The organism is Flavobacterium ajazii (genome assembly GCF_010614725.1).
Classification (GTDB): Bacteria; Bacteroidota; Bacteroidia; order Flavobacteriales; family Flavobacteriaceae; genus Flavobacterium; species Flavobacterium ajazii.
In genome coordinates this window covers 223,739-240,654 of record NZ_JAAEHL010000002.1, presented here as the reverse complement: position 1 = coordinate 240,654, position 16,916 = coordinate 223,739, and the positions used below count along the sequence as shown (strand labels likewise).

At 32.6% G+C, this 16,916-nt stretch carries 15 protein-coding genes; all 15 read left to right on the top strand.

The genetic code is table 11. The annotated features are described in order from the left end of the window. Window positions 1-49: 49 nt before the first annotated feature. The 15 genes from GWR14_RS03725 (at window position 50) to GWR14_RS03655 (ending at window position 16,871) form a co-directional block, all read left to right on the top strand. Complete coding sequence (locus tag GWR14_RS03725; protein WP_246236274.1) at window positions 50-1,381, top strand: GDSL-type esterase/lipase family protein; 1,332 nt, start codon at window positions 50-52, stop codon at window positions 1,379-1,381. A gap of 1 nt (window position 1,382) precedes the next feature. After that, a complete protein-coding gene (locus GWR14_RS03720) occupies window positions 1,383-3,065 on the top strand; it encodes an MBOAT family O-acyltransferase (RefSeq protein ID WP_163407707.1) in 1,683 nt (560 codons plus the stop codon). 45 nt (window positions 3,066-3,110) lie between these two features. Next, window positions 3,111-4,088, top strand: a complete 978-nt coding sequence (locus tag GWR14_RS03715; RefSeq protein WP_163407706.1) for a hypothetical protein — start codon at window positions 3,111-3,113, stop codon at window positions 4,086-4,088. A gap of 12 nt (window positions 4,089-4,100) precedes the next feature. Continuing rightward, on the top strand, window positions 4,101-4,568 hold the full coding sequence (locus GWR14_RS03710) for a hypothetical protein (protein ID WP_163407705.1): 468 nt from the start codon (window positions 4,101-4,103) through the stop codon (window positions 4,566-4,568). 173 nt (window positions 4,569-4,741) lie between these two features. Continuing rightward, the gene (gene ffh / locus GWR14_RS03705; RefSeq protein WP_111285640.1) at window positions 4,742-6,106 is read left to right on the top strand and encodes a signal recognition particle protein; all 1,365 of its coding nucleotides are present in this window, start codon (window positions 4,742-4,744) and stop codon (window positions 6,104-6,106) included. A gap of 128 nt (window positions 6,107-6,234) precedes the next feature. Continuing rightward, window positions 6,235-7,119, top strand: a complete 885-nt coding sequence (locus GWR14_RS03700) for a bifunctional 5,10-methylenetetrahydrofolate dehydrogenase/5,10-methenyltetrahydrofolate cyclohydrolase (protein ID WP_163407704.1) — start codon at window positions 6,235-6,237, stop codon at window positions 7,117-7,119. Window positions 7,120-7,391: 272 nt separating this feature from the next. Continuing rightward, window positions 7,392-8,228, top strand: coding sequence for an ABC transporter ATP-binding protein (locus GWR14_RS03695; protein WP_163407703.1), 837 nt, complete (start codon window positions 7,392-7,394; stop codon window positions 8,226-8,228). Then, the gene (locus GWR14_RS03690) at window positions 8,218-9,048 is read left to right on the top strand and encodes a hypothetical protein (RefSeq protein WP_163407702.1); all 831 of its coding nucleotides are present in this window, start codon (window positions 8,218-8,220) and stop codon (window positions 9,046-9,048) included. The genes GWR14_RS03695 and GWR14_RS03690 overlap by 11 nt, the downstream gene beginning before the upstream one ends. A 1-nt stretch (window position 9,049) precedes the next feature. After that, a complete protein-coding gene (locus GWR14_RS03685; protein ID WP_163407701.1) occupies window positions 9,050-9,427 on the top strand; it encodes a GntR family transcriptional regulator in 378 nt (125 codons plus the stop codon). Further along, window positions 9,414-10,097: a hypothetical protein gene (locus tag GWR14_RS03680; RefSeq protein WP_163407700.1), complete on the top strand. Its 684-nt coding sequence runs from the start codon at window positions 9,414-9,416 to the stop codon at window positions 10,095-10,097. Before GWR14_RS03685 ends, GWR14_RS03680 begins: the two co-directional genes overlap by 14 nt. A gap of 242 nt (window positions 10,098-10,339) precedes the next feature. Next, window positions 10,340-13,063 carry a TonB-dependent receptor gene (locus tag GWR14_RS03675; RefSeq protein ID WP_246236273.1) on the top strand — a complete coding sequence of 908 codons (2,724 nt, stop codon included), beginning with the start codon at window positions 10,340-10,342 and terminating at the stop codon, window positions 13,061-13,063. A gap of 242 nt (window positions 13,064-13,305) precedes the next feature. Beyond that, window positions 13,306-14,232, top strand: coding sequence for a magnesium transporter CorA family protein (locus GWR14_RS03670; RefSeq protein ID WP_163407699.1), 927 nt, complete (start codon window positions 13,306-13,308; stop codon window positions 14,230-14,232). 259 nt (window positions 14,233-14,491) lie between these two features. Beyond that, window positions 14,492-15,106 (top strand): hypothetical protein, encoded by a 615-nt coding sequence (locus GWR14_RS03665; protein ID WP_163407698.1) that lies wholly within the window; start codon window positions 14,492-14,494, stop codon window positions 15,104-15,106. A 4-nt stretch (window positions 15,107-15,110) separates the two neighbouring features. Next, on the top strand, window positions 15,111-15,401 hold the full coding sequence (locus GWR14_RS03660; protein WP_163407697.1) for a winged helix-turn-helix domain-containing protein: 291 nt from the start codon (window positions 15,111-15,113) through the stop codon (window positions 15,399-15,401). A gap of 81 nt (window positions 15,402-15,482) precedes the next feature. Further along, complete coding sequence (locus tag GWR14_RS03655; protein ID WP_163407696.1) at window positions 15,483-16,871, top strand: DUF4153 domain-containing protein; 1,389 nt, start codon at window positions 15,483-15,485, stop codon at window positions 16,869-16,871. Window positions 16,872-16,916 lie beyond the last annotated feature (45 nt).

Genomic DNA, 16,916 nt, shown 5'->3' with positions numbered 1-16,916 from the left:
GACAAATGATAATCAGCACAAATCAGACTCACTTTCAATAACTAAAAATATGACTAGCAAAAAAGATACGCTAAGTGGTGAAATTTATGAAGGGAACCATATTTATAATGCAAGGGTATTAGAAAATGTTTTTAAGAAACTGAGTGAGAATGAAAGCGAAAAGAATCAAAAAATAAATATTGTACATATTGGTGATTCGCATATTCAGGGCGATTTGATGACCAACAAAATCAGAAAGATTCTGCAGCAGAAATTTGGCAATGCTGGTCGTGGATTTGTTTTTCCATATCAATTGGCCAAAACAAATGGATCTTATAATGAGCGTTTTCGCTGTAACAGGGTTTGGAGCAGTTATCGAAATATTTATCCGGCCAAAGGTTATCCGGTTGGTTTAAGCGGAATTGGGCTTTGGAGAGACACCGGAGGATTTGTTATCGAAATGAGTGTGAAAGATCCTTCGTACAAGTTCAATACCATTCAGATTATAACGCCAAAGAACCAAAATATGTTTGATTTGGCTTCTTCTTCTCAAACCAAATTTATTGAGACTACAGAGCGAAGAGTGATTACTCATAAAATCAAAAAAGGAGAAGCAATATCTATCATTGCAAATAAATACAACGTTTCTGTAGCCGAAATTAAAAAAGCCAATCAGCTGAAATCAAATAATATTCGTGCAGGCAGAGTATTGAAAATTCCAACAAATCAGACACGTCCAAAAAATATAAAAACATCAGAATTTGTTCCTTTAAATCTTGAATCAGATGCTTTTTGTCATTATTATAAATCAGAAAAAGCCTTAGATAAAATTTATTTAATTCCGGGGAAAGAAGCAAAAGATTATGAATTAAGCGGATTGGTTTTAGAGAAAAATGCTTCTGGGCTAACTTATAGCGGAATCGGAGTAAACGGTGCCAAATTTTCAGATTACAATAAATACCCGTTATTCTTTGAACAGCTAAATGCATTGCATCCCGATCTTTTAATTTTCTCATTAGGAACAAATGAAAGTTTCGATAAACTGGAGGCTTCAGATTATATTCAAAGATTGCGTCAGTTTATTAAAAACCTGAAAAGTCAGAATATAAATGTTCCGATAATCGTTATGACACCGCCGCCTTCTTTATTCAGAGGAGGAAAACCGAATAATTATGTGGGCGAATATGCACAGCGTATAAATGATATTGCAGAGAAAGATGGTTTTGCCGTTTGGGATTTATACGATGAATTTGGCGGTTTAAAAGGAATAAGACAATTAAAAACGCAGGGATTAATTGGCAGAGACTGGGTTCATTATTCTAAAAAAGGATATGAAAAACAAGGAAGCTTGTTTACTGAGGCGTTTTTAAAAGCATACGATAATTTTAATTTAAAGAAGTAAATTGACAACAATAGATAGCATTAATAATTGGTTCATTCAAAATTTTGGTGCAATTACAACAGAACAGGTAAAAGGATGGTTTGTTTACGATCCTGATGAAAAATTATTATTTAACACCGGTTTATTCTTAGGATTATTTCTGGTTTTTTATTTTGTGTATGCTTTTTTACGCAAAACATTTTATTTGAGATTAACCTACGTTATTCTTTTTTCACTTTTCTTTTACTACAAGTCAAGTGGTATTTACTTTTTGCTTTTGCTGCTTTCATCAGTTGTGGATTATGGATTGAGTCAGATTATTTTTAAAGCCACAAAAGACAGTACCAAGAAAATATATCTTGTAATAAGTGTGATTCTGAATTTAGGATTATTAGGTTATTTCAAGTACATGAATTTCATGATTGTAACTTTCAATGATATGTTTCATGGTAATTACAAGCTTCATGATATTTTCCTTCCTGTTGGAATTTCGTTCTATACATTTCAGTCAATGAGTTATATTATTGAGATTTATAGAGAAGAAATTAAACCTACTAAAAACTACATCGAATATTTATTTTTCGTTTCGTTTTTTCCGCAGTTAGTTGCCGGGCCAATTGTGCGTGCAAAAGATTTCCTGCCACAGATTTATGAAAAACTGAATCTGACAAAACAAGATGTAAACAATGCTTTGTTTTTGATTATTGGCGGATTGATTAAGAAAACGGTTATCTCAAATTACATATCGGTAAACTTCGTCGATCGTGTTTTTGATACGCCTCTGAGTTATACTTCTTTTGAGAATTTAATGGCTTCTTACGGATATGCCATTCAGATTTATTGCGATTTCTCAGGATATTCAGATATGGCAATTGGTATTGCATTATTGCTTGGGTTTAAATTACCAGCCAACTTTAGAACGCCTTACAAGTCTGTATCTATTACCGATTTCTGGAGAAGATGGCATATTTCGCTTTCAACCTGGTTAAAAGACTTTTTGTATATTTCAATGGGAGGAAACCGCGAAGGTTCTTTTGCTGGATATTTATTTCCAAGTATATTTTTCTTCGGGCTATTGCTTTGGGGAATTACAAGTTACAATACCAGTATAATTCCGCTGATTGTTGCTACGGTCTCCATATTGCTTTTTTGTTTGTCATTTTTGCTTTCAAGTAAAAAGAAACAAACTTTAGTAACCAATTTGAACTTGTTTACTACAATGCTTTTAGGCGGATTATGGCATGGAGCAGGAGCTCAGTTCATTGTTTGGGGAGCTTTGCACGGTTTAGCATTAGCAGTTCATAAAATCTTCATGGAATTATTTCCATCCAAAAAAGATAAAAGTCCTAATTTCTTTTGGAGATTCTTTTCAATAGTAATCACATTCCATTTCGTAGTTTTCTGTTGGATTTTCTTCCGCGCAAGGGATTTCGAAACAGCATTGCAGGTAATTAACAATATCGGTCAATTAACCTTTGAACCTGAACTTTGGCAGACAATCATACTAGGTTATAAAAATGTGTTTGGATTAATGTTATTCGGTTATGTTTGGCATTTTTTACCCGAAACATTCACCAACGGAATGAAATCTGTCTTCGACAAAACACCATTATTAATAAAAGCAATAATTTTGGGATTTGTCTACTGGATTGTTTATGCAACAGCGGTAGCGGGATCACAGCCGTTTATTTATTTTCAATTTTAAAATATTTCCAACGATTGTAAATAAGTAATAAATATTGTTTTTTTTATGGCACGCTTGGGACGAATTATAATTTTGGGTTTATTCTTCTTTGTGATACAAGTAAGATCACAAGCATTAAGACAACTACTAATAAACAGTGATGCAATTTGTATAGTAAAACGTGATTCCAGCATTACTACTAATGAACTTTTAAGCGATGCATTCGAGAGAATTCAGACGACTTCTCATGTTATTGTTGCTGAATGGCTAAAACCTCCGAAGGGCAAGAAAATACCACAGGAAATTATCTGTAAAAATGTTTCAGAGCCAGCATATACTTTACAATCTAATGGATATGGAATAGGAGAAGCTTTTAATAATCAGGAGATTCGTTATGACTTTCTTTTTTTGAAAAAAGAGAAAAAAAACTATCGCTTGATTCTGTCGTATTCCTGTGTAGGTTCAAAAGCTTATGCCATACAAGAGGCAATAAAAAAAGCTATTGAGATTTCAAATTTAAAGGAGGATAAACAGCGATATGCAGCATCTGTCGATTTCATTCTTAGTGAATATATTCTTAATGATCTGGCAAATTTTTTAGCAGATGGCTCTTATACCGAGCTTATGCCAGAAAGTACATTTGTACGCTATTACAAACAAAAGGGAATTATTACAGATTCTGCTATTTTAAACGCAGCTAATCAGCAACGATTAAAGAAATTTATTATTTCAAGGTTTAAAAAAGGTGAAAGTTCTTATGAGTATGAAAAACTTGTTCCTTTATTTTATGACCGTTTTAAAAATGAAACAGATTTGGCAATAGCGAATTGTTTAGAAGTACTACTAAAAAGAAAGGAAAAAGAATCCGAATCTGAATCCGAATTTGGTGATAACCAATATGAAATAAAAAAGGTTTTAAGCATTTTGTACGCCTGTAATAAATCGTACAATTTAAAAGAATATTATTATTCCGATGATGATAATGTTTTTTTAGTGGCGAAAAATCTAATTGATGAAATTAGAAAACGTTATTTGCAAGAATAAGTAGACTTAAATATGAAAATAATATTTCTTTTAGCTGTAGGAATGTTTTGTAGTGGTGTATCTGGTCAAAATATTACAGGTTCAGGCAAAGTAAAGAACAAAACGGAAAAAATAGATTTGTTAATTTCGAAAAAGTGGGTTTCAAAAAAACAAGTAGGTATAAATCGGAATATAGATGCATATGAGTTAAGACCTTATGATGAGAAAGATAGCTTTGGTAATGCATTGGTTTTTGAGGATAGTATTCATTTTAGAAGTTATTATTTTGCTTTTTGTGGACTAGATTGTTTTACAACCGTAAATGGACGTTATAAAAGAATTAACAATACTACTATTGAATTATTCATAGATAATATTGAACAGAGAGGGACCTGTGCAGCACCTACGATGTATATGTATGATAAGAAATATAAAAATCTGGGCAAGTTTAGAATTTCAGATACCAAAGAAGGGGGTGTTTTATTGACCAGAAAAAGATAAAATATAGCAATTAGACTTGTAGTTTTCTTATGTCTATAAAGCTGAAAAACATACTGTATTTTGCTTAAATCTTTGCTTCTTTTGCGATAAAATTCAAACGTAATTGCACTTAAATAAAAATTGCCTGAAATATCTAATTAGATTATCTTTGCACTTCAAATAAAGAAAATGATATGTTTGATAATTTAAGTGATAAGTTAGATAAAGCGTTCCATATATTAAAAGGACACGGTAAAATTACAGAAGTAAACGTTGCCGATACCTTAAAAGAAGTTCGTCGTGCTTTACTTGATGCCGATGTTAACTTTAAAATTGCTAAAGATTTTACTGCCAGAGTAAAAGACAAAGCAATTGGTCAGGATGTATTAACAACATTACAGCCGGGGCAATTATTGGTTAAGTTAGTAAAAGACGAACTTACCGAATTAATGGGCGGAGATGTTGCCGGGGTTAACTTATCAGGAAATCCAACTGTTATTTTGATGTCAGGACTTCAGGGTTCTGGTAAAACTACTTTCTCAGGAAAATTAGCAAACTTCTTAAAAACAAAGAAAAACAAGAAACCACTTCTTGTAGCGTGTGATATCTACCGTCCTGCGGCGATCAATCAGTTACATGTTGTGGGAGATCAAATAGGTGTTGAGGTTTACTCAGAACCGGAAAATAAAAATCCTGTTGAAATTGCTCAAAACGCAATTAAACACGCCAAAGCAAACGGATTCAATGTTGTGATCGTCGATACAGCAGGTCGTTTGGCAGTAGATCAGGAAATGATGGACGAAATTGCACGTGTACACAAAGCAATTCAGCCACAAGAAACATTGTTCGTTGTAGACTCTATGACAGGACAAGATGCTGTGAATACAGCAAAAGCTTTCAACGATATCTTAAACTTTGATGGAGTTATCTTAACGAAATTAGACGGTGATACTCGTGGTGGAGCTGCGCTTTCAATCAAATCGATTGTAAACAAGCCAATCAAATTTGTGGGTACTGGAGAGAAGATGGAAGCAATTGATGTTTTCTACCCGGAACGTATGGCTGAGCGTATCTTAGGAATGGGAGACGTTGTGTCTCTTGTTGAAAGAGCTCAGGAACAATTTGACGAAGAAGAAGCAAGAAAACTTCAAAAGAAAATCGCTAAAAACGAATTCGGTTTTGATGACTTCTTAACGCAGATTCAGCAAGTAAAGAAAATGGGTAATATGAAAGACTTGGTTGGAATGATACCAGGTGCTTCAAAAGCCATGAAAGATGTAGAAATCGAAGACGACGCATTCAAACATATCGAAGCGATCATTTATTCGATGACGCCGGGAGAAAGAAGCAAACCAGCCATTATAGACGTAAAAAGAAAAGCCAGAATCGCTAAAGGTTCGGGAACAAAAGTCGAGCAGGTAAATCAGTTGATGAAGCAGTTTGACCAGATGAGCAAAATGATGAAGATGATGCAAGGTCCAGGCGGAAAAAATCTGATGAAAATGATGGGAGGTATGAAAGGTATGCCGGGTGGTATGCCAGGAGGAATGCCGAGATAAAAAAATAAAAGTTTCAAGTTTAAGGTTTCAGGTTATGAGACTAAAATTTGAAACTTTTTTACTTACATAAAAATTTAAGTTCGGTAAATAACTTGAAACTTTAAACCTGAAACAAAAACAACAAAAAAATGCAGCTACTAGACGGTAAAAAAACATCTAACGACATTAAAAACGAAATTGCAGCCGAAGTTCAATCTATAAAAGCAGCCGGAGGAAAAGTGCCTCATTTAGCGGCGGTTTTAGTTGGGAACAATGGAGCAAGTTTAACTTACGTAGGAAGTAAAGTAAAATCATGTCAGGAAATCGGTTTCGATTCGACTTTAGTTTCGTTACCTGAAACCATTACCGAAGACGAACTGCTTGCAAAAATTAAAGAGTTAAATGAAGATGATAATCTGGATGGATACATCGTTCAGTTACCTTTGCCAAAACATATCGACGAGCAGAAAATCTTATTAGCAATTGATCCTGATAAAGATGTTGACGGTTTTCACCCAACTAACTTTGGAAGAATGGCGCTTGAAATGGAAAGTTTTATTCCGGCAACACCATTTGGAATTATGGAATTGTTAGAGCGTTATAAAGTTGAAACTTCAGGAAAACATACCGTTGTAATTGGAAGAAGCCATATCGTAGGACGCCCAATGAGTATTTTAATGAGCCGTAAAGGAAATCCGGGAGATTCTACAGTTACATTAACACACAGTCGTACTAAAGACTTAGCAGAATTCACTAAAAATGCAGACATTATCATCACAGCTTTAGGAGTTCCGGAATTTTTAAAGGCTGATATGGTAAAAGAAGGTGTGACGGTTATCGACGTTGGAATTACGCGTGTAGAAGATGCATCAAATGCAAAGGGATACGTTATCAAGGGTGACGTTGATTTTGACGGAGTAAGCAAAAAAGCATCATTTATTACACCGGTTCCGGGTGGAGTTGGACCAATGACTATTGCTATGCTGCTTAAGAATACACTTTTAGCACGAAAAATGAGAAGTGCAAGAAATTAAATTAGATTTTATATTTTTTATAGAAGCCTTAAACGAAAGTTTAGGGCTTTTTTTGTACTGAAAAAGGAATGAAGTTGTCTTAATATTTTATTTTTTCTTTCTGAATATATTACTTGTGAAGCCTTGATTTTATTGGTTTTTTTATTTTAAGTAGTTGATCTGTTTAGAGTTGAGTGTTTTTATTTTAGCTTTTTTTTCTAAAATGAATTGTTTTTTCCAAAAAATATCTTTTCTTTGTGTACTACAAAACTAGTACACTAATAAAATATGATATGATAGATATTCAGCATTTAACATTTCAGTATAAAAAGCAGGAAGCTTTGTTTACTGATTTATCTTTTCAGCAACAGAAGGGAAGTATTGTCGGTTTGTTAGGTAAAAATGGAGCGGGTAAATCTACGTTACTCAAATTGATTTCAGGTCTGCTGAAACCACAGGTTGGAGAGTTAAAAATTAATGGTTTCAAACCTTTTGATAGGTTGCCAAATTTTTTAGAAGACACCTATATGGTTTCTGAAGAGTTTTCGTTTCCGTCTACAACCATTTCACTTTATTTGAAAGCAACGGCTCCTTTATATCCAAAATTTGATTATCAAAAAATGGATAAAATATTGAAGGAATTTGAATTAGATCCTAAAAAAAATCTGAACGGACTTTCTCACGGACAGCGCAAAAAATTCCTCATTGCTTTTGCCTTATCTACTAATTGCGGTCTGTTGATTTTGGACGAACCAACCAATGGTTTAGATATTCCGTCCAAAAGTTTATTTCGAAAAATATTGGTAAGCTCAGTTTCCGAAGAACAATTGGTTTTAATTTCAACCCATCAGGTAAAAGATATTGAAACCATAATTGATACTATTGTTGTACTTGATGAAGGGAGGATAGTATACAATGAATCGGTTTTTAATATCAGTCAAGAGCTTCAATTTAAAACCGTTGCAGTTTTATCAGATCTCGAAAAACCAATTTATCAGGAGAAATGTCTGGGAGGATACCACATCATCACAGAGGCAGATCAAACAGATGAAACCGAAATAGATATCGAACTGCTTTTTAATGCCATAATGAATAAAGTAACCTTAAAATCCAAAAGTCATGTCATTTAATAATCATTTTAATTTAAGGAGGTTTAGTAATTTATTGAAACAGGATTTGTTAATTAATAAAACAAAATACCTGCTTACTATTTTAGGTTTGGGATTTGTAGCTTATGTGTTGATTTATTGGTTTTTAAATTCAAATAAAGCTACTCTGATTAGGTTTCAGGAACAGATTAATGTTTATTATTTGACTTGTTTTACATTTTATATGATGGGAGCAGGTGTTTTTATCGGAACTGCATTTCCTGATTTGGCAGATAAAATTAAAACGGGTAATTATTTGCTTACTCCGGGATCAGTTTTTGAGAAGTTTTTAGTTCAGTTTTTGGTTAGAATAGGGGTTTTTATCCCTACAGCGTTAGGTCTGTTCTGGATCGTAATTCGTTTGGCTAAAGCTTCTTTAAAACCTGAAATTCTTTTTAGAAATGAATTTTTTGATCCTTCAAAAGTTCCTTATTTTGAGTTTAGTCTGTTAGTAAGCAGAGGAACTAAATTATGGGATACCTGGCAGATAATTTTTACGGTTTTTGCTTTTTTCTCTTATGGAGTCTATCTTTTTGCGGGTACAACTTTTTTTAAACGTTATGCTTTAATTAAAACAGTTGTGATTTCGGGAATTCTTTTTTTTAGCTGTATTTTGTTTTCAGTGATACTTTCTCATATTTTTTATCCTCAGGAAACACGAGGTTTTGATCTTCAATTGCAGACATTTAATGTTACAGAAAATTTAGATAGTACTAAATTTTCCCTTTTAGCTTTATCATTGTTGTCGTGGATATTCTTTTTACCATTAGCTTATTTTAAATTAAAGGAAAAGGAGGTTTAATATGGATTTTAAATCAACCAAAGGGATTTATCTGCAGATAGTAGATAATCTCTGCCAGCAAATTTTAGAAGGGCAATTGCAGTCGGGTGACCGGGTGATTTCAGTACGGGATTTGGCTGCTGAATTTGAAGTGAATCACAACACAGTAATGCGCGCCTATGCTAACTTGCAGGAATCCGGAATATTTGACAACAAACGCGGGATTGGTTTTTTTGTTTCAGAAAAAGCTTTAGACTTAATTAAAGCCAATGAAAAATCTAATTTTTTCAGTCAGGAATTGCCAGATTTTATTCTTAAAGTAAAACTGCTGAAACTTACCACTACCGATTTAGAAGAACTATTAACGGCTATTAAAAACAACGACTATGAAGACAAGTAACATCATAATTTCATCTTTTTTAATTTTCCTTTTTGGGGGAATCCTCTTATTGTATATTGGTTCAAAATATTATAAAAGCTATGATGATCCAGCTTATTTTTTGGGAGAGGAAAAACCTTTATATCCTTTTTCGGTAGTAGTAGCAGAACCTGGTGCTGTTTTTCATTTAGTAAACGGAAAAGAAAACAAAATACATCAGCTTTATTTGCCCGGAACAGTTCCTAACATTAAATCTTTTAAAGTTCGAAATGATACTCTTTTTGTTGTTTCAGAGGAACCCAAAAAGGGCAGGTTAAAGCATACTAGAAATGTAACAGAAATTGTTTGTACTCATATAAAAAGTGTAGTGGCTAAGGAAAATTCAGATATTCGGATAATGAAATTTCGTACAGATACTTTGAATATTATTACAGATAAATCTAAGCTCGACTGGAGATTTGATAAAGCGATGTATGCTTTAATACAATCAAAAGAGTCAAGTATTCATTTGGATGGTGATTTAGAATCTGCTAATCTTAAACTGGATAAAACAGCACTTTATGTAAATTCAAAACAAGCAATAAAAGATGTGTCAGGATTCCTGATTAATGATTCTTTTTTTGATGTAGCTATAAACGGTAAAATAAGACTTGATGTAGATAAAACAAGCAGTATGTATTTTAGAGATTAGATAATTATAGAATTGTTTTATTTTGAAAAAATTAACATATGTATTGGTTTTATGCTTGTCTATTTAACATTTGTTGGGATTTATTTTTTGAATTAAAAAGTAAGTTTGACCCTAATAAAACAATAAAATATAAATAATTGAGTTTTTTTTAATAAAAAATATAAGTCATTTATGGTGAAAATTGTAGGTTTCCAGATATCTTTTGATGCTTTTTCAGTTCTTTTAAATAAAGGTACTTTATAATGAATGATATGATAAAAACGTTAAGTTTCATTGTGTTTTCTTTATGCTGTTTTTCTTCTTTAGCACAAAAGAGTATCGCTCTAAATGGTAAAATTGTTACAGAAAAAGAAGCACCCATTGAGGCAGTAACAGTTTACCTGATTCATCCCAAAGACTCTTCGGTAATAAATTATACTCTTTCTGATAAAAATGGTCACTTTAAATTAGAAACCAAAGCAATCTCCCAAAATATTATTTTGAAAGTTTCAGGAGAAGGTTATCAGGAGTTTTCTGAAACCATTGAAAAACTAACTCAAAATATGGATTTGGGAGTTATAAAACTTCTGAAACATGAAAACGAACTCAATGAAGTCATTGTAAAAAGCGAGGCTCCTGTTCGTGTTAAAAAAGATACTGTAGAATTTAACGCTTCCTCTTTTAAAATGCGCCCGGATGCTAATGTTGAAGCTTTGCTGAGGCAACTGCCAGGAGTAACCATTGATGCCGACAAAAAGATAATGGTAAATGGTAAGGAGGTTAATCAGATACTGGTAAACGGAAAACCTTTCTTTGGCGAAGACGGAAAAGTGGCGCTTCAAAACCTTCCGGCAGAAATTATAAAAAAAATACAGGTTTCGGATACCAAAACCAAAGAACAGGAATTTACCAAACAAGCCTCAACGTCAAATAATGCATCTATCAATCTAACGATAGAAAAAGACAAAAACAAAGGTTTTTTCGGAAAGGTACTTGGTGGTTACGGCAGCTCTGAACGTTATGAAAGCAGTGCTCTGATGAGTTATTTTAAAGATAAAAAACGCATTAGCTTTTTGGCTTCTTCCAATAATATCAATGCTACAGGGTTTTCTATGGATGAGGTTTTTGATAACATGGGAGGAGGCAGGAATCCAGGTTCCCGAGGTCCTGTAATTGGAAGAGGTCCGGGAATAATAAAATCAAATATGATTGGATTGAATTATGCTGATGAATGGTTTAAAGGGGCTAATTCTAACGTAAATTATTACTTTACGAATTCAAACTCTGAAAATAATAACACAACAACAGAAGCAACTTTGTTACCAACCGGTTCATTACTGGCTGTGTCTAATTCTAAAGACACCAGGGATTTTAATAAACACAATGCTGATTTGAATTTCGAATATAATATTTCGCCTGCTACAAAAATTATTGTTACACCAAAAATTGAAATAGGCAGAACCACATCAATAAGTGATTTTGATAAAAAAACATGGAATGAGAACAATCAGTTAATCAATACAAGCGGTTCTTATAATACGAATGAAACGGATAATAGCAATTTTCAAAATAATATTTTCGTTTTTACGAAAGGGAAGAGAATAGGAAGATACTTTACAGCCAATTTTCAGAACGAAAATTCAAGAAACGATTCCGATTCTAAAATAAATTCATTGACTGTTTTTACAGACGGATCAAGCCCGGATGATGAGCGTATCCAGGATGTTATTCAGAATACAGATAGAGATAAATACTCGTCTGCGATTCAATATACTGAACCTGTAAGCGATTCAGTAAGTTTAAATTTTAAAATTGTTTCAGATTTTGAAAAAACAATAGATGATAAAAAAACATTCGATCGTAATGGAGGGAATGATGATTATAATGATTTGTATAGTAATTACAGTTCTTCTAATAGATTTCAAATTAGCCCTAAAGTTGGATTTAGCATCAATAAAAAGAAATTCAATTTAACGGTATCTACAGGGACTTATCTTGTAAAGACACAAAATCATGCGCTCTATTTGAATGAAACAACCGATCTGAATAAAAACTATGTTATTCCCGAAGGTACAATTCAGACGAATTATCGGTTTACGAAGTCAAAAGGTATTTTCATGATTTATGATCGCAGGTTTACGATTCCAAAAGATTATCAGGTTTTGGCAGTTGCTAATCTGGATAATCCGCTAGTGGTCAGAACCGGAAATCCTGACCTTAAGGCTTCAACTTCACATTTTTTGTACCTTACTTTTTCAGACTATGATTTCCAGTCACGTTCAGGCTATTACATTTATACAAATTCAACCTATTATGATAATCAGATAGTAGGAGCTTCAGCCTATAATGCTTCAGGAAAACAAATTTCAACTTATGATAACGTATACGGAACATATAATACGATTGTAGGAGGGGAATGGAGTAAATCTATAAAAAAGGATGCCCATACTTATGGGCTGAGATTTAATTTAAGTACCACTTATAATTATGATAAAGGTTTTACTAATGGTGAGTTGTATTCGGCAAAATCACTGCGTTTTATGCCGGGAATGAGATTCTCGTATGATTATGGAGAATTGCTGAGCATCAAACCGTCTTATAATTTTACTTATAATGATACCCGATATAGTAATAGTTCCATAAGTTCAACTTCAAATACAACACACAATTTTAATGTGGAAATGACTACTCTCTGGCCTAAGAACTGGGTTTTGGGTAATGATTTTGGCTATTCATATAATTCAAACATCTCAGGGCCTTACAAAAAAGATTTTTATTTATGGAACACAAGTTTGTCTTATAAGTTTGCTGAAGACAAGTTTACTTTCAAAGTAAAAGTTTATGATATACTGAATCAAAATCAGAGTACTTCCAGGACTATTACGCCAACCTCAGTAGTCGATTCAGAAAATACTGTTTTAAAGCGCTATGTCATGTTCTCTTTATTGTATAAATTTCAAAATTTTGAGATAAAGAAAAAGAATTAAACTATAAATAAAATAATTTCAGCTTTACAGAAAAAACATAACAAAACTTTCGGATATGCTCATGTTGTCCGGAATTATTTTAGTATTTAATTAATAATTTTAAATTTCTGTTCTAAAAAATAAAAGATAATTTTGCGCCACTTAAAAAACACTTCTCCAAATGGACGATTATTATTCGTTAGTATTAAATTAAAGTAGCTTTTGAAAATTTTCAAAATGCTGCATAAAACCTGTATTTTGAAATGAAAGTATTTTACACAAGCAACAACGGAGTAACAGAAATCCCAACATGGAAACCAAATTGCTGGATTAGTATTCAGGATCCAACAGATTCAGAAAAGAAATATTTATTAGAAGAGCTTCAGATTCCCGAAGCCTTTTACAATGATATCGAAGATATCGACGAAAGACCCCGTATCGAAATTGAAGATGGCTGGACATTAATTATTATGAGGGTTCCCATCAAAAGTGATGATGTTAAATTGCCATTTCAAACCATTCCTCTGGGCGTAATTTTTAGAGAAGACATCTGTGTAACTATTACTTTTTACAAAACAGAAATTATAGCTGATTTTGTATTGTACTCACAGCGTAAAAATATAGGGATCAAAGACAATCCCGATTTGGTTTTAAGATTATTGCTTTCATCCAGTGTATGGTATTTAAAATATTTGAAACAAGTCAATCAAAAAATAAAACTGGCAGAAGATAATTTAGAAAAATCAATCAAAAATGAAGAACTGCAGGCACTCCTTCAAATAGAAAAATGCCTGGTGTTTTTTATTACTTCCTTAAAAGCTAACGATGTATTATTTCAGCGGATTAAAAACCTAAAAGCTCACAAAGCAAATTACGATTTGGAACTGCTGGAAGATGTTGAAATAGAATTGAGCCAGGCACAGGATACGGCCAATATTTACAGTAATATTTTAACCGGAATGATGGATGCCTATGCTTCTGTAATCTCCAATAACATGAACAACATTATGAAGCAGATGACTTCAATTTCAATCATTCTGATGATTCCCACGCTTATTGCCAGTCTGTACGGGATGAATGTACCGAATGGATTGGAAGACAGTAAATATGGTATCTGGATTCTTCTTCTCATTTCAGTTCTGTTATCTGCTTTTGGCGTATTTCTTTTCAAAAGAAGAAGATGGTTTTAAATCAATAAATTAAGAAATTACAAAGGTCTGTTCGTGTGAACAGGCTTTTTTTGTTTCACAATACGGTCTATCCATGCTACTTCGGTAGCTTATTTCAAACAAAGTTCACTGAATTCAGATGTAAATAAAAATTAAGTGAAGTTATCCCTCACGCACATTAGGAGTTAAAAGAGTTTTACAGACAAAAAATAAATAAATTCAGTTTTTAGTTTGCCAATTCAAAATAAACAATAACTTTGTATTGCAAAGTACTTTAATTATGAATCAGAAGCACCAGGAAGATTTAGCACATATTCGTTCTATGATGGAACGTTCTTCAAGATTTATATCCTTAAGCGGACTCTCAGGAGTTTTTGCGGGATTGTCTGCCCTTATCGGCGGATTGTACGTTTATGCTGTATTGGAGAAATACGGAATTAATTATTTTGAAATAAAAGAAAGAACTTTTTCTTCTGATTTGATTTCAGAATTAATTTTGACCATGTTCCTTATTTTAGTCTTCGCCTTAACTTTCGGGATTTTATTTACCATAAGAAAAAGTAAAAAATATGATTTGCCGATCTGGACATCGGCGACTAAAAATATGCTTTTAAATTTAGCAATTCCACTTTTGGCAGGCGGTATATTTTGTCTGGCACTTTTGTACCACCACATATACATTTTAATTGCACCTGCAACATTAATTTTCTACGGATTAGCTGTAATAAATGCTGAAAAGTATACATTTTCGGATGTGAAGTATTTGGGATACTGCGAATTGGTTTTAGGATTTGTTTCTCTGTTTTGTTTAGGATATGGTTTGATTTTTTGGATAATTGGATTTGGTATTTTACATATCTTGTACGGATTAATAATGTTCAAAAAATACAAATAACCCCATGGGAATTATTGATAAATTAAATAAAGATTTCGAAAGCCGTGTCAGATTAGGGATAATGTCTATTCTGATTGTAAATGAGTGGATTGACTTCACCGAAATGAAAACACTTTTGAATATCACAGATGGTAATTTAGCAAGTCATTCCTCTGCTCTTGAAAAAGCCCAGTATATTGAAGTAAAGAAAGAATTTGTAGGCAAAAAACCTAAAACCTCATATAAAGTTACCGATATTGGTCGTGCTGCTTTTAAAGAACACCTTAATTATCTGGAAAAATTAATGAAATTTTAATAACTAAATTTTTTTACCTAAAAACTTTGAAATACAAAGTACTTTTTAAATGTAAAAACTATAAACAATAATTCTAAAATCATGAAAAAACACCAATTTATTCTGGCCGGCAGTTTGATTTTTACACTGCTTTTTTACAATGAGACAATGGGGATTAATCTGGCTCTTTTCGGGTTAGTGATTACCGCTGCAATCTGTTATTTTTTTCAGGACAAATTTACAGACAGAACCCATTTAATATTAGTCGTAACCTCCATATTGTCTTGTCTGGCGTTTGCCTGGTACGGAGATTTTGCTTCTTTCTGGGCGTTGGCATTGTCAGTTACCTTTTTACAGTTTAAAACTCATGAAAGAGAACTTAAAGTCATTCAGGTAGTACCTCTTATTTTTTTAAACGGAATTACGTCGTTAGGACGCATTTTAATGTTTAAACAATGGCTTCCCGAAAAGAAAATCCATAATAATTTTGCTAAAAAACTGGTTGCCTTTGTCGTTATTCCGGCCGTTTTTCTGGGATTGTTTTTTATCGTCTATTCTTTCGGAAGCGACCATTTTTCTTCTCTGTTCACAGATTATACTTTAGATATTGATCTTTGGCAGTTAATCGTTATTTCCGTTTTAGGATTCTATATTTCTTTCAGTTTTTGGAATTACTGGATTCCGGAAGTTTGTTATGAAAAAAAGCATTTACTGGATAATGATTTCAGCAATACAGAAGCAATAGAAAACCAAAATACATTTTCTTTCCTTGATGTAGATTTTGAAAGAAAGAGCGGCGAAATTACGCTCGTACTTTTAAACCTGATGTTATTGGTATTCATTGGAACGTATAATTACGAACAGTTCTTTGAGGTGGTCGAAAAAACAAATTTAAGCTCAGATACACACGAACGCGTAAATGCTGTGATTTTCTCAATCGTTATGGCAGTAGGAGTAATTCTGTTTTACTTTAAAGGAGGATTCAATTTTGATGAAAAAGCAGCCCGTCTAAAAAGACTTGCCAAAATATGGATTGCATTAAACTGTGCTTTAATTATAAGTGCATTCACTAAAAACACCGAATATATTGCCTTTTTCGGATTAACGTATAAAAGACTGGGAGTATACTTATTTTTAGCTTTAGCCATTATTGGTTTAATACTTTCTTTTCAAAAAATTATCAGGCAAAAAACAAACGCTTATCTTTTTAACCACATGATTTGGTATTTATACGGAACGATTTTGGTTTGCAGTTATTTCAATTGGGGAAATCTGATTACCAATTATAATATTTCAGTAAACAAAGGAGTAGAGCCTACGTTTCTTAGTGATTTAAATTTTAATGATGAATCAAGGAGGGAATATTTTTTTAAGAACAATTTAGATGGTAAAGTAAAAGAAACTGCAAGAGAATACAAGATTCATTCTTATCAGGAAAAATCATTTTTATCAAAAACATTGTATTATGAGTTTTTGAAAGAAAATAAATAAACAAAAAACGACTAAATCCTACCATATCAAACGGTAGGATTTTTT